General features: G+C 28.4%; 9 protein-coding genes. All 9 read left to right on the top strand.

Annotated features, from left to right (window positions below; all coding sequences use genetic code 11):
- The first annotated feature begins 2 nt into the window (after positions 1–2).
- The 9 genes from ERUM_RS02605 to rbfA all read left to right on the top strand — a co-directional run bounded on the left by ERUM_RS02605 (position 3) and on the right by rbfA (position 15,585).
- Positions 3–1,427 carry an NADH-quinone oxidoreductase subunit N gene (locus ERUM_RS02605; protein WP_011155157.1) on the top strand — a complete coding sequence of 475 codons (1,425 nt, stop codon included), beginning with the start codon at positions 3–5 and terminating at the stop codon, positions 1,425–1,427.
- Positions 1,428–1,477: 50 nt separating this feature from the next.
- Positions 1,478–2,641: a 1-deoxy-D-xylulose-5-phosphate reductoisomerase gene (dxr, locus tag ERUM_RS02600; protein WP_011155156.1), complete on the top strand. Its 1,164-nt coding sequence runs from the start codon at positions 1,478–1,480 to the stop codon at positions 2,639–2,641.
- A 259-nt stretch (positions 2,642–2,900) separates the two neighbouring features.
- Positions 2,901–4,820: a TRP75-related protein gene (locus ERUM_RS02595; RefSeq protein ID WP_011155155.1), complete on the top strand. Its 1,920-nt coding sequence runs from the start codon at positions 2,901–2,903 to the stop codon at positions 4,818–4,820.
- Positions 4,821–5,689: 869 nt separating this feature from the next.
- The gene (ispG, locus tag ERUM_RS02590; protein ID WP_011155154.1) at positions 5,690–6,958 is read left to right on the top strand and encodes a flavodoxin-dependent (E)-4-hydroxy-3-methylbut-2-enyl-diphosphate synthase; all 1,269 of its coding nucleotides are present in this window, start codon (positions 5,690–5,692) and stop codon (positions 6,956–6,958) included.
- Between the two features lie 27 nt (positions 6,959–6,985).
- On the top strand, positions 6,986–7,738 hold the full coding sequence (gene tatC, locus ERUM_RS02585) for a twin-arginine translocase subunit TatC (RefSeq protein WP_011155153.1): 753 nt from the start codon (positions 6,986–6,988) through the stop codon (positions 7,736–7,738).
- A gap of 98 nt (positions 7,739–7,836) precedes the next feature.
- The gene (locus ERUM_RS02580) at positions 7,837–10,956 is read left to right on the top strand and encodes an efflux RND transporter permease subunit (RefSeq protein WP_011155152.1); all 3,120 of its coding nucleotides are present in this window, start codon (positions 7,837–7,839) and stop codon (positions 10,954–10,956) included.
- Positions 10,957–11,093: 137 nt separating this feature from the next.
- Positions 11,094–12,647, top strand: a complete 1,554-nt coding sequence (gene nusA, locus ERUM_RS02575) for a transcription termination factor NusA (protein ID WP_011155151.1) — start codon at positions 11,094–11,096, stop codon at positions 12,645–12,647.
- 23 nt (positions 12,648–12,670) lie between these two features.
- Entirely contained in the window at positions 12,671–15,241 is a 2,571-nt protein-coding gene (infB, locus tag ERUM_RS02570; protein ID WP_011155150.1) for a translation initiation factor IF-2, read from the top strand.
- On the top strand, positions 15,238–15,585 hold the full coding sequence (gene rbfA / locus ERUM_RS02565; RefSeq protein ID WP_011155149.1) for a 30S ribosome-binding factor RbfA: 348 nt from the start codon (positions 15,238–15,240) through the stop codon (positions 15,583–15,585). Before infB ends, rbfA begins: the two co-directional genes overlap by 4 nt.
- Positions 15,586–16,180: the final 595 nt, after the last annotated feature.

The following is a 16,180-nucleotide window of genomic DNA, read 5'->3' as shown; positions in this document are numbered from 1 at the left end:
TTATGTATTGGAATAATTTTGTTTATATAATACCTGAAATTTTTTTAATCAGTTCATCTTTAATCCTTTTATTATTGGGAATTGTTGTAGATAAAAAAATTATACATATTTCTTCAGTAATTACATTATTAGTTACTATTGGTATTGTAATAAGTAGTATTGAAGTTGAGCCTAGGTTGATTTTTGATGGACTTTTAAAATCTAATCTATATATTTCTATTTCGAAAATTGTTATTTTATTTTCTAGTATTACTCTTTTGTTAATGCTATTAGCATCTGGTAGAAATTATTGTTATGAATTTTCTATTATGATCTTATTTGCAGTTTTTGGATTAATTACTTTAATTTCTGCAAATAACCTACTTTCTTTCTATTTGTCATTTGAAATACAAAGTATAACTTTATATGCATTGACATGCTTTGATAAGAGTGCTGTTAAATCTTCTGAAGCGGGAATCAAGTATTTTGTCTTAAGTGCACTATCTTCTTGTATTATGTTGTATGGGATTTCCATGTTATATGGGTATACAGCACAGGTTGGTTTTGATGAATTACATAATTTCTTTTCTGGAAGTGAGGTTGTATCTTTAGGTGTAATTTTAGGTATTGTACTTATTTTAATTAGCATTTTCTTTAAATTATCTGTCGCTCCTTTTCATATGTGGGTTCCTGATGTATATCAAGGAACTTCGACTATTATGACGGCATTTTTTTCTATTGTTCCAAAAAGTGCATTTATATTTTTATTAATCAGATTACTTAATGAAGTGCTAATTGATCTGTTCAAAAATTGGCAGCAGATCATGATTTTTGTATCTATATTATCTATTTGTATTTCAGCATTTTGTGCAATAAGACAAAATAATCTAAAAAGATTATTTTCATATGCTGCTATTGGTCATATTGGGTATATGTTGATTGCATTAGCTATGAATACCTTTGATGCTAATGTTTCTGTAATATTATATTTATTATTGTATATTGTTATGAATATAGGCCTTTTCTCATTTTTGATGCAGTATGAAAATGACGATTATTCTATCTCTAGTCTTACAGGATTACATCACAAGTTCCCTATGATAGCATTTTGTATTTCTGTAATTATGTTGTCTATGGCAGGTATACCGCCATTAGGTGGATTTTTTACAAAATATTATGTATTATCAAGCTTGATAGAAAATGGTTTTATAGAAATTGCAGTTATTTTTGCATTTATTAGCGTTATTTCTTGTTACTATTACTTAAGAATTATTAAAGTGATGTATTTTGATGAAAGTAATGATCATTCTTGTAATTTGATAATGAGTAATGGATTGCTTTTTATTCTATTGACTACAGTATTAATTAATCTAGTGTTTTTCTTATTAGTTGGATATGTGAAGCCAGTTATAGGTTATTTTTTACATTTTAATTTTTTTAATGGATAATAATGTGAATATTCGATATATAGTTTGTTGAAGTTTTTTATATTAGTTTTGTGAAAACAGTTTCTATATTTGGTTCGACCGGAGCTATTGGTCAGATGATAATTGATGTGATACTTGCTAGTTCTGATAGTTATCAAGTAAAAGCATTAGTTGCAAAGTCAAACGTTCAATTACTAGCATTTCAAGCTAAGATAGTTAATGCTGAAATGGTGGTTATTGCAGATGTTGGTTTATATAAAGAATTAAAGGATTTATTATTTGGTACTAATGTTAAAATTAGTGTTGGTGATGTTGGGATGCAAATGGCAGCATCATTGAATGTGGATTATGTTATGATGGCTATTGTAGGAATAGCTGCACTTGTACCTATGGTATATTTGATTAGTGCTGGTGTTAAAGTTATTGCCTTGGCAAACAAAGAAAGTGTTGTTTGTGGTGGAACATTATTATTTAATTTAGCAAGAGAAAAAAATGTTAATGTTATTCCTGTAGATTCAGAACATAATGCTATATTTCAAATACTTCATAGTAATGACAGAGAAAACATAGATAAGATTACTATTACTGGATCTGGTGGTGCATTATTATATATGGATTATGATCAAATGCGAAATATAACAGTTCAGGAAACAATAAAACATCCAGTTTGGAAAATGGGTAAAAAGATTTCCGTTGATAGTGCAACTATGGTCAATAAATCTCTTGAAATTATAGAAGCTTATCATTTGTTTTCAGTAAAACCAGAAAAATTAGATGTAATTATACATCCTGAAGCGATAGTACATGGTATAGTGTCTTATGTAGATGGTGCTTGTATTGCTTTTATGTCTGTTCCTGATATGAAAATTTCAATTATGTACACATTGTCCTGGCCAAATAGAATGTCTATGTTGTATAAAAAGTTGAATTTGGCATCATACCATCAGTTAACATTTATGAAGCCTGATATTAACAAGTTTCCTGGAATAAGATTAGGTTTTGAAATTCTTAGAACATCAAATATTCATGCAAATAGTATTATTTTTAATACTGCTAATGAAATTGCAGTTGATGCTTTTTTAAATAGAAAAATAGGATTTCTTGATATTGTGAATGTGATTTATAGTACATTAGATATGGTTGATTGTTTGCATATTAATTCCTTATCAGATATTCTGGAATGTGATTCTATAGCAAGAAGGGTTGCATCTGATATCATTTGTAAATTGAATTAGTTATCTAATTTATATAAAAGCTTATATTGGTTTACACTACGATTGTTTTGAAAAATAGTATTTCATGTTTTGTATTTGCTGATGTATATAGATTTTTAATAATTTATTAATATTTTATTAGATAAATCTTAATTTAATTGTGGATAAATATATTTTAAATAATAAAAAATTTGTATTTATTGTAAATAATGCGTTTACTTATCATAGTATATTTAGTATAAATGTATTATAGTGTAGAACTTATCCATATAGGTATCGGATGTTTGTGCGTGTATTAAATACATTGTTGATATTGATTTGTTGTTTTATTATTTCGTGTAGTAATAAAACTAAATATCAATTTAGTCGTAAATATTCTCCAGTTTATAATCCTGGTGGTGAATCTTTTGAAAGCAACCAAGAGTTTTCTCGTGCTTATTCAGTTTACAAAGAACGTAGGGATGCTTTAGTAGGAGACGGTAATCAGCAGAATGTGTCAAAAAAAAAATATGGTAAACTGGATAATAAGCATATAAATAGATACGATCCTATACAAGATGATGGATTATCGGAAAGTAAGGATTTACAACTTATGGTAGATAGTAATGGAATTAACTTAGCTGATGTGGCAGGTGCTAGGTTTGTTCAATCTATAGATGATGATTATGAAAATGATAATGTTATAAAAAAACATAATGATTTACAAGACAAGTCAGGTAAGCTTTCTAAGAAGAATGTGAAGCACGTAAGTAGTAAAAGTGTAAGTAAAAAATTAGATGTTAAAGAAAAATTACTTGATGACCATGTTCCTGTTGAAGAAAAGTATGAAGCAGTGGAGAAAGATAAAGCTAAGGTATCAACTGAAAGTAAATCTTCTGAATTAGATAAAAGTAAGGTTCATATAAAAGAGGATAATAGCAAGTCCTTACCTGAAGATACATCTAAATTAGATATTAGTAAGCTTCCTGCAATTAAAGAAGATAAAGCTAAGTTATCAACTGAAAGTAAATCTTCTGAATTAGATAAAAGTAAGGTTCATGTGAAAGAGGATAAGAGCAAGTCTTTACCTGAAGATACATCTAAATCAGATGTTAGTGAGCTTCCTGCAATTAAAGAAGATAAAGCTAAGTTATCAACTGAAAGTAAATCTTCTGAATTAGATAAAAATAAAGTTCATATAAAAGAGGATAAGAGCAAGTCTTTACCTGAAGATACATCTAAATCAGATGTTAGTAAGCTTCCTGCAATTAAAGAAGATAAAGCTAAGTTATCAACTGAAGGTAAATCTTCTGAATTAGATAAAAATAAGGTTCATGTGAAAGAGGATAAGAGCAAATCTTTACCTGAAGATACATCTAAATTAGATGTTAGTAAGCTTCCTGCAATTAAAGAAGATAAAGCTAAGGTATCAACTGAAAGTAAATCTTCTGAATTAGATAAAAATAAGGTTCATGTGAAAGAGGATAAGAGCAAGTCTTTACCTGAAGATACATCTAAATCAGATGTTAGTAAGCTTCCTGCAATTAAAGAAGATAAAGCTAAGTTATCAACTGAAAGTAAATCTTCTGAATTAGATAAAAATAAGGTTCATATAAAAGAGGATAAGAGCAAGTCTTTACCTGAAGATACATCTAAATCAGATGTTAGTAAGCTTCCTGCAATTAAAGAAGATAAAGCTAAGGTATCAACTGAAAGTAAATCTTCTGAATTAGATAAAAATAAGGTTCATGTGAAAGAGGATAAGAGCAAATCTTTACCTGAAGATAAATCTAAGTTAGATATAAGTAAGCTTCCAGTTGTTGAAGGAAAGGATCATAGTAATACTGATGAAAGTAAATTACATTTGTTGTTAGATTTTTCAAAAGATAATGATAAGGAAAAAGATTTAGGTAATCATCAACCTTTAAAAGGAGATAATAATTCAAAGACTATTATTAATGATCATAAGGATAGTAAGCAAGATACTACACACAAAGTTACTCACTTTTTACCAGAATTAAGTGAACAGAACGTTACTAAAGATGTAGAGAAAAATAATAGTAAAGGTCCTGGTGATAATAATCTTCCTTTATCGGATAATGTAAATAAAAAGTATGATAATAAAAATCAGCAAAAATCAGTTAAGCAGCATGATAAGAAAGATGTAAAAGTAAAAGAAGAATACGATGAGGATTATTCTATTACCTATTATTATGAATAATATGAACTAATCTGCGTTAATGATTATCTTAAATATATGGTTTTTGTATTACCGTGTATTATGTATTAGTTTTATATTCAATGTCATCTAAATTAATTTTTGAACTTACTGGGATCTTTTATTTAGAATATTAATTTATTTAGTTTGTAAGTGAAGTTTATATGCTTTCTAACTCAAGAGATGTATTTTATAATATTGTATTGTGATTATACTAACAGTTTTATATGCAAATAAATATGATTTACTAGATACTATTTTGCATAAACAAGTAATTAGTTAATGGCATTTAATGCTGTTATTAGTAAAACTAGAAGATTATTTAAGTTTTATATTATCTTATGATCCATATCTGGTCATTTTAAGAGGATTTATTACATATTGTGTGATTTTATGGACATCATTTTAAATGAAATAGTAGTAAATTAATTCATTAATAAAATTTATGTAGTATATGATTTTGATATACAGCACTTTATATTACAATATGGTTTATTACGCACTATTATAGTAGAAGTACATTAGCTTTATTAAGTTAGAACAATGCTATTATTAGCAGAATAGAAGATTTGTTTAATCTTTATATTATGTTATAGTTACGTCTGGTTGTTGTAGTAGGTTTGATATGCAGTGTGATTTTGTGGACAGAATTTTAAATGAAATAGTAGTAAATTAATTCATTAATAAAATTTATGTAGTATATGATTTTTATATACAGCACTTTATATTACAATATGGTTTATTACGCACTATTATAGCAGAAGTACATTAGCTTTATTAAGTTAGAATAATGCTATTATTAGCAGAATAGAAGATTTGTTTAATCTTTATATTATGTTATAGTTACGTCTGGTTGTTGTAGTAGGTTTGATATGCAGTGTGATTTTGTGGACAGAATTTTAAATGAATATGATTTGCTAAACGCTATTGTATACAGAAGTAAATTCACTCATGAAGTTAAAGTGGGTGATGTGATAATTGGTGGTAATAATCCTATAGTTGTACAGTCAATGGCGCTTGGTGGTTCTGGAGATGTTTATCAAGATGCACGTGAAGTATTAGAACTTGCACAGGCTGGGTCTGAATTAGTAAGAATTGCAATTAATTCAGATAAAGCAATAAAAAGTGTTCCTTATATTAGAGATGTATTAATTAATCATGGTTTTAATAGTAAAATGATTATAGGTTGTGGACAGTATGAGATTGCTAGATTAGTAAAACAATATCCAGAATGTGCACTTGCTTTAGGGAAAATACGGATTAATCCAGGAAATATAGGTTTTGGAGATAAAAGAGATAAAAATTTTGAAGATATTATTGAGTTTGCAATAAAAAATGATATACCTATCAGAATAGGAGTTAACTGGGGAAGTTTAGATAAGTATTTGGCTGCAAAATTGATGCATGATAATTCATTACGTGGTACTCCTGATCCAGATTATGTAGTTTTAAGGAAGGCATTAGTAATTTCTGCTATAACAAGTGCTAAACATGCAGAAAAAGTTGGTTTGCCTGCGAATAAAATAGTTATATCTTGTAAAGTGAGTAAAGTACGTGACTTAATATCTGTATATACTATGTTGTCAAAGATTTGTGATTATCCTCTGCATTTAGGTTTGACAGAAGCTGGATCTGGTGTAAAAGGAATTGTTGGTAGTTCAGCTGGAATATCTTATCTTTTACTTCATGGTATAGGTAATACTATTAGGGTTTCATTAACTCAACAGCCTGGAGAATCAAGAACTAATGAAGTAAAATTGTGTCAAGAAATTCTCCAAAGTATAGGGTTAAGAAATTTTTCTGTGCAAGTTACTTCATGTCCAGGATGTAATAGGACTAATCCAAAGTATTTTCATCAGTTAGTTAGTGATGTGAATAAATATGTAGCAGATCGTATGAGTGTATGGAAAAATGCAAATCCTGGAGTTGAGAATATGACTATAGCAGTTATGGGATGTGTAGTTAATGGGCCTGGTGAAAGCAAGCATGCTAATTTGGGAATTAGTATGCCTGGTTATGGTGAAAGATCTGTAGCTGCTGTATATCAAAATGGTGAAAAATTATGTACTTTAGAAGGTAATAATATTTTTGAGCAATTTGTATCAATTATTGAAAATTATGTTAGTATTTATTATCACTGATTAAAAAGTGCAAAGGTAATTTGTATAATGAAATCTACAAATGGTGAAATGCCCTTTTTTAAGCATTTTGAGGAATTAAGATATAGGATATTCTTTTGTTTTGCATTTTTTTGTATTATGTTTGGAGTATGCTATTTTTTTTCAGAAAAAATATATAATTTCTTATTAATTCCTTTAATAGAATTAGAAGGTTCTAATTCTGAGTTTTCTTTAATATATACTGATTTAACAGAAGCTTTTTTTGTATATTTAAAAGTTGCTACTATGGCAGCTTTATTATGTTCTTGCCCTGTTTTTATATGGCAATTATATATGTTTTTAGCTCCTGGTTTATACAAAAAGGAAAAGTTAATTCTTTTGCCTTACTTGATTTCAGCATTACTGTTGTTTATTGCTGGAGCAGCAATGGTATACTATTATATATTCCCTTTAGCTTGGAAATTTTTTATTGCCTTTGAAAATAGAGATGCTTCAATGGGTGTACCTATAGAATTTATGCCATCAGTTAGTGAATATTTAGATTTGGTATTACAATTGATGTTTGCATTTGGAGTAGCATTTCAAATACCTATATTCTTGACGTTAATGTCTAGGATTGGTATCTTACCAGCAAGAGTTTTAGCGAAGAAAAGAAGATTTGCAATAGTGATTATTTTTATTATTGCTGCTGTATTAACTCCACCTGATGTATTAAGTCAAGTAGGTTTGGCTGTGCCAATGCTATTGTTGTACGAAGTCTCAATATTAGCATGTAGATATATTGAGCAAAATAATAAGTAGTGTAAAAAAACTACAATTGTATATATAAATAAAGTATTTTTATCCATATTGTGGTATTAAATCTCTTGTTTTAATTAATTTAGTATGTAATTTAGAAAATGAGAAAAATATCTGAAATATTTTTAGAAAGAAATAGGGTATCTATATTCTTATTGATTGTAATATTGATATTTGGTTCTTATTCTTATTTTGATATTGCTAAAGAGAAAAATCCTGAAATTAAAAAGCCAGTTTTATCTATTCATACTGTATTACAAGGTATGTCATCTGAAGATATAGAAAAGCTAATAATTTATCCTATTGAGCAAGAAGTAATGTCAATTAAAGGTGTTACTAAAGTTACTTCATTAGCAAAAAATGGATATGCAAATGTTATATTGGAATTTAGTGCAGGATTTGATGATAAAGAAGCTTTGGATAATGTAAGATCAAAAGTAGATATCATTCGTGCTAAGTTACCACAGGAAGCAACTTTTCCTGTAGTAAATCAAGAGAACTTAGGTCTGTTACCTGTGTTAAATATTGCATTGACAGGTGATCTTCCTGATAGAGCATTATTTAAAATCGCACGAAATTTACAAGCTAAATTAGAAGGATTATCAAATGTACAAAATGTGAAAATTATTGGAAATCGTAAAGATGTTCTTGAAATCAATGTTTCACCTAATGCAATTAATATGTACAACTTGCAAGTGCATGAAGTGATTAATTCTATATTGAATAATAATCAATTTATCAATATTGGAAACTTAGATGTGACGTCTAGTAAATATGCACTACATGTGTCTGGTTTGTTGAAAAATGTACAAGATATTGTGAATATACCAATAAAAACAGATGGATATTCTATTGTAACTGTAGGTGATGTTGCTACTGTAAAATTAATATATCAAAATGATACGGAAATTATAAGAGTAAATGGTCAGCCATCTTTGGTATTAGAAATATCAAAGCAACCAGGTAAAAATATCCTTGGTACTATATCTCAGGTAAAGGATATGATACATGATACTAAAGACGTGTTACCACACAATTTATCAATTATATATTTGCAAGATCAATCAGAAGAAATATCAGATGTTTTAAATGAATTGCAGAATTCTATACTTGTCTCGGTGCTGTTAGTTGTTGTCATTATGATGATATTTATGGGAACTAAAACTGCATTGTTAGTTGCTATTTCAATACCAGGATCATTTTTACTTGGTATTATTGTTATGTACTTACTTGGGTATACATTAAATATAGTAATTTTATTTTCTTTAATTATGGCTATTGGCATGCTTGTTGATGATGCTATCGTAGTTACTGAGTATGCAGATAGAAAAATGATCAATGGTTTAGGTAGAAAAGAAGCATTCAAACAAGCTGCATATGATATGTTTTGGCCAGTTGCATCAGCGACACTGACAAAGCTAGTGGTTTATATACCGTTACTATTATGGCCTGGAACAACTGGTGAGTTTATGAAATATATTCCAATTGCATTGATTACAACATTAAGTGCTTCTTGGATAATGGCTTTGATATTTATTCCAGTTTTAGGATCTATGATTGGTAAGCCATCTGTTACTGATAAGCAAAGTATTGCAAAAATTATGGCAATAGAAACTGGAAAGTTTACAAATTTAGGACGATTTAGTAAAAGTTATGTTAATATACTCAAAAGTGTACTTAATCATCCAAAAAAATTTATTTGTGCAGTAATTGCTGTATTAGTTTTATCTACGTTTGGGTATTTTACAATTGGTCCTGGTATAGAATTCTTTCCAAGCATTGAACCTGAGAGAATACTTATAACTATAAAATCAAATAGTAATCTATCTATTGCTGAAAGAGATAACATATTAAATAAGATAGAAGAAAGAATTTTTAATGTTAAAGGTATAAAATTTTTATATGTAAAAGTTGGGCTTTTTGAATATTTGCTGGATTCAAATAATGTAATTGGAAAAATTCAATTAGAATTAAAAAACTGGTTTCTTCGTAGAAAGTCTGAAGAAATATTAAATGAAGTTATGGAAAAACTACAAGATATTAGGGGTGTGATTATAGAGGTATTAGAGGAAAGAGTTAAGCCAGTTACTGGTAAACCAATTCGTATTGATATCAGCTCATATAATGTAGATAAAATTCATAATGTTGCAGATAAGATAATTTATGTAATGAAAAATTCGTTAGGATTTGAAAATATTACAGATAATAGATCATCATCAGAGTTGGAATGGAAGATTGATATTGATAAAAATAAAGCAGCAAAATTTGGAGTTGATGTTTCAATGATCAGTCAATTTATCAAAATGATAGCTAATGGAATAATGCTAAATAAGTATCATCCAGATAATATTAATGATGAAGTTGATATCTTTTTGAGGTTTTCTAAAGAGTATCGTAATTTGAACACAATAGATAATTTATTTGTTAATACTATTCATGGATATACTGCTGTAAGTGATTTTGTTACTCATAAAGCTCAACACAAAGATAGTATAATAAGCCGTATAAATGGAAAAAGAACTATTAGTATAGTTGCTGATTTGGCTAATGGGTATTTGTTAGATGATATGGTAAGTTTATTAAATAAAGAATTGAAGAAAAATATGGATCCAGAAGTATTAGTTGAATTAAAAGGAGAAATACAAGATCAAGAAGAATCTCTTAAGTTTTTAGTTAAAGCATTCTTAATAATCATAGTACTTATTATGTTGATTTTGCTTACTGAATTCAATAGTTTTTATGATACATTTATTATTATGACAGCAATCTTTTTATCAACTAGTTGTGTGTTTTTGGGGCTTTTTGTTACAAATCATGTTTTTTCTGTAGTGATGAGTGGTGTTGGTATTATTGTATTAGCTGGTGTTATAGTAAATAATAATATATTATTGATTGATGCTTTTTATGCTAATATAAGTAATATAAATGATAAAAAAGATGCTATAATAAAAGCATCTATATCAAGATTAAGACCTATATTGTTAACTGTTATTACTGGGATTGTTGGGTTATTACCTATGGTATTCCGTATAAGTTTTGATTTTGTTAATCAAAGAGTTATCTATAATTCTCCATCAAGCCAGTTGTGGTGTGAGTTATCATATACTATATCTATTGGATTATTATTAGCTACTGTAATTACTTTATTTTTTACTCCTGCATTGCTTGTATTGGGAAAATGTAATAGAATTAATAAGTCTGATAGGATGGTTTGCTACTAGGAGAAATTGCTTGACTTGGGTAATGTTTATAATATAGACTGCTATCGCAGTTTTATCTAGGTATCTGTCATTTTTTATTTAATAATCAAATGTACTAAATCTTAATTGTTTGTACATAGGTTTTACTAAGGGTTTTTATGGCTAATCTACAAAATTTTGATAATTTGGAATTGATAAGGGTGGCTAAGGATATTGCTGATCAAAAGGGCTTAAATTTAGATGTAATAATCAGAGCTATAGAAGAAGCAATACAATTAACTAGTCGTAGTAGGTATGGCAATTGTAAGATTAAGGTAACTGTTGATAAAAAGACAGGTTTAATTTCTACTTATAGGCAGGTATTAGTTATCAGTGATAATGGTGAAGTTGTTATTCCTGAAGGGAAAGAAAATGAAATAGATCATGCTGACGTAAATAAATATAAGCTTATTACATTAACAGAAGCTAAGCAGATTGATGAAAATGCTAAGCTTGGTGATATAATGTTAGAACCTTTACCTGTTATTGATCTTGATTATAGTTCTGCGAAAATTGCAAAGCAAAAAATAGCTCAAGTTATTGTTTCAGAAGAGCGAAAAAAACAATATGAAAGCTTTAAAGACCGTATAGGTGATATAGTTTATGGTACTGCTAAACGTATCGAATATAATAATGTGATTGTAGATTTAAATGGTAATGAAGGTTATTTATCAGCTTCTAATCTGATCAAAGGCGAAGTATTTCGTGTAGGTGATAGAGTTAAGGCCCATATAGAAGATGTGAGAAAAGAAAATTCTGGTCCTCAAATATTTCTTTCAAGAGTTAACAAAGGGTTTATGGAACAATTATTTAAGCAGGAAATACCAGAAATATACGATGGAATTGTTACAATCAAGGCAATAGCAAGAGATCCAGGCTCAAGATCAAAAGTTGCTGTATTTTCTTCTGATAAAAACATAGATCCAGTAGGTGCATGTGTTGGTGCTAGAGGTGTAAGGATTCAAAGTATTATTGCTGAGCTACATGGAGAAAAAATTGATGTAGTATTATATTCTCCTGAGCTTCCTAAGTTTATAGTTAATGCTATTGCTCCAGCGGAGGTGTTGAAAGTTATTATTGATGAAGATAAAGAAAAAGTTGAGTTAATAATCCCTGAAAATCAATTAAGTTTAGCAATTGGACGTTATGGACAAAATATTAGATTAGCATCTGAGTTGGTTAACTGGAAAATAGATGTTATAGGTGATGAAACTGAATCTACTCGGAAGGCAAAGGAATTAACAGTAGGTTCAAGAATATTTGTTGAAGGTTTGGATGTAGAAGAGATAATAGGTCAGTTGTTATTTACTGAAGGGTTTGTTAGTATTGAAGATATAGATCAAGCATCTGTTAGTGATATTTCTGCTATAGATGGTTTTAATGAAGAGATTGCAATAGAATTGAAGAATAGGGCATCTGACTATTTAACACGTAAGGATGCTGAAATAAAACAGATCTTAGAAAGTTTACCTATTGATAAGGATGTTGCAGTATTACCATTTTTAAAGCCAAGTGATATTATTGCATTATCTGAAAGTGGTATTAATAATCTTGAGGATATAGCTGGATTGTGTACAGATGAGTTTTACGAAATTGTTCCTAATGTTGCATTAACTAAGGATCAAATCGACTCTATTATATTAGAGTCTCGTAGAAAGATTGGATGGTTGTGAACTTTTGTTTTAGGTAGTTATCTATGAATGAGTCTAAAAGTGTTGCGAGTAATGAATTGACATCAGGGAAGGTTGAACGTACAACACTTAAGCTTAGTGATAAATTAAAGATATCTTCAAATATACAACAGGGTAATAAATTTTCTTTAAATAAATCTATTACTACAGTAGAAGTACGTAAGAGTAAAAAAAGAAAAAATATTGATGAAGCTGCTAGGTCTTCTTTATTATTACAAAATAATGATATAGACGGAAATTCTGAAGATAAAAACTCTCTTACTATACAAGAGCAGATTTCTCGTATGAATGCTTTACAAAATGCTAGTAATAATGAAAAAAGAGAAGAGTTATCTAGTGATAGTAATAAGCATATTGAGGAAGAAGTTATCAGTGTTAAAGCAGAAGTAGAACAATCTGTTGATGTTGTATTACCTAATGATAATTTGTTAATAGAGAGTGATAGTTCTGAAAAAGTTATTGTTGATCCAGTAACCGATAGTGAACATGGTGATAAAGATTTTCAAGACGTTGTAATGTTGGATGAATTTGTATCTTCTAACCTAGATGATGCTGGTGATCAGAAGAATGGTGATCAATCAGATGATATTAGTGATCTATTAGAACACAAAGGTATTGAAGGGAAAAAGCTTAAAAAATATGAAAAAGAGCATGAAGAAAAGAAAGGTAATCCAAAAAAGGTAATGTCTAACAATACATATACTAAACATGTAAAGTTAGTAATTGAAGAAGAACTGGAAGAAGATAATAATAAACAAGTTATAAAAAATTATCGAAGTAAGAAAAACCGTGTTACAAATAGATCTGTAAAAAATAAAATTACTCGTAAAGTATTAATTCCTAATAAAATTACTGTTCAAGAGTTAGCTAATAGCATGTCTGAGCGAGTAAAAGATGTGCAACAAGTGTTATATCAAATGACAGGAAAGCATGATATTAAGTTAACAGATTATCTAGATTCTGATCAAGCTTCTATTATAGTAGAAGCATTCAATCATACATTTAAGTTGGTAGACAATGCTAAATTAGAGAATGATTTATATTCTGATGGTAATAATATGGAATTGATTCCTAGAGCACCAGTTGTTACTGTTATGGGACATGTTGATCATGGAAAAACTTCATTGCTTGATGCTATACGTGAATCAAACGTTGTTGATGGGGAATTTAAAGGAATAACACAACATATAGGTGCGTACCAAATCACATTAAATGGAGATAAGAAGATAACTTTTATTGATACACCAGGACATGAAGCATTTGCTGCTATGAGAGCTCATGGTACTAATGTTACTGATATAGTAGTGCTAGTAGTGGCCGCTGATGATGGTATTATGCCACAAACTATTGAATCTATCAATCATGTAAAGGCAGCTAATGTTGCTATGATAGTTGCAGTTAATAAAATTGATAAGCATGATGCTGATTTAGATAGAATTACTAATGCTTTATTACAGCATGGAGTGGTAGCAGAAAGTTTAGGAGGTGATGTTATTGTTGTTCCTGTATCAGCAAAGGAGAAAATAAACTTAGATCAGTTAAAATCAAGTATATTGTTGATTGCAGATTTGTTGGAGTTAAAAGCTGTATATAATACTAGGGCATCTGGTACAGTAATTGAATCAAAAGTTGATAAGAATTGTGGAGTAGTTGCTACGTTAATAGTACAAAAAGGTACTTTGAAAGTTGGTGATATTATTGTTGCAGGTAATCAAGCTTATGGTAGGGTGCGTAGTATGTTTAATGCAGATGGTGGAAGTGAAAAAGTTGCTATTCCTTCAATGCCAATTAAGGTATTTGGTTTAAATAATGTCCCAAATTTTGGTACTAGTTTTATTGTTGTAGATTCTGAAAAACAAGCACGTGAATTAATTAATTATAGGCAAGATTTACTAAATGTGGAATTGAGTAAACAGCCAGCAGTCGATAAGAGTAATATATTGCTTTATGATATGGTTGATGAGTTGAACGTTATCTTAAAGTGTGATGTTATGGGTTCTATAGAAGCTATATGTTATTCAATTGGTAAAATTACTCATAAAGATATACGAGTTAATATTCTATATAAAGGTGTAGGGAATATTACAAAGTCAGATGTTTTATTGGCGGAGACATCAAATTCAATAATTTTAGCATTTAATGTTAAAACGGATACGCAAGTAAAAGAATTGGCAAAACAGAAAAATATCGAAATAAAGCATTATTTTGTTATATACGATATAATAGATGATATTAAGAAGATACTAACTGGTATGTTGAAGCCATTGAAACAAGAGGTACAGATAGGTACTTTGTCTGTGAGAAAAGTGTTTTCTGTAGGTAATAACGGTAGTGTACTTGGGTGTTATGTAACAAGTGGTTTGGTAAAAAAAGGTGCATTAGTTAAGTTAGTTCGTAATAATAATATTATACATGAGGGTAAGATTAAAGTCTTACGTCGATTTAAAGATGATGTAAAGGAAGTTACTGCTGGCTTTGAATGTGGTATTTTACTTGATTATTCAAAAGAGATATATCCAGAAAGTGATGTTATGAATATATTTGAGATAGTAGAAGAAATTAGAGTTATACAATGATTTATAAATCTGAGAGTTTTAGAAATTTAAAGGTTGCTTCAGTATTAAGCAGAGCAATATCGAGAGTATTGATACATGATATTTATTCAATAGGTTGTAGTATAGTTAATGTATCTAAAGTAGAAGTGAGTAAAGACGTCAAAAATGCTACTGTATTTGTTGTAATTTCCGATGATCATCCAGATAAAGAAAATCTTGTAAAAGAACTAAATGATGTTTCATTTTTAATAAGAAAGGCTATATTTTCATATGTAGATCTTAGATATGTACCGAAATTATATTTTAAAATTGATTATCATTTTGATAATTTAGTAAGAGTAAACCAATTATTAGAATCTAAATAATTTCTTTTATATCTTGTTAGTTATTATTTCTAGTGTACATTGTTAATATTATTATGTGTTATTCTTGTTGTATTTAAATAATGATATTTATGATAATTTCGCAACGCTAGAATTATCAGTTAATTAGTAAAATGTTATGTGTATTGTAACAAAATAGTAATCAGTAGTAATCAAGCAGTAACTGTGTATAGTTAAGTTTTTCTGTGGAGTGTTGGTTAATATTATTGCTATAATGTTAAGTTATAACAGTGATTTGTTATATGTGTTTATTTAATAAACACAGTAGTATGTATTGTGTATATTTATTATTATTGAAGCATTTTGTATGTTATTATAAATGATATCTAATATGTAAATACATTATATTATTAACCATTAAAGGTACGAATATACTTTATGAACTAATGATAGTATATCTTTAATATACAATCATTCTTACATGTTATTCAAATATTTTGAATAACATATTAACTATTTCAATAAAAAATCATTCTTTATAATTAGGCAAAGGATATGTATCACAAAGTTTAAGTATAATATACTTTTATCAATTTATTAGAATATCAAATTTAAAAGAAGTTAAATACAGAATATA

Origin of the sequence: Ehrlichia ruminantium str. Welgevonden, from assembly GCF_000026005.1 — a bacterium.
Taxonomy (GTDB): domain Bacteria; phylum Pseudomonadota; class Alphaproteobacteria; order Rickettsiales; family Anaplasmataceae; genus Ehrlichia; species Ehrlichia ruminantium.
This window is presented reverse-complemented; position numbering and strand designations above follow the sequence as displayed.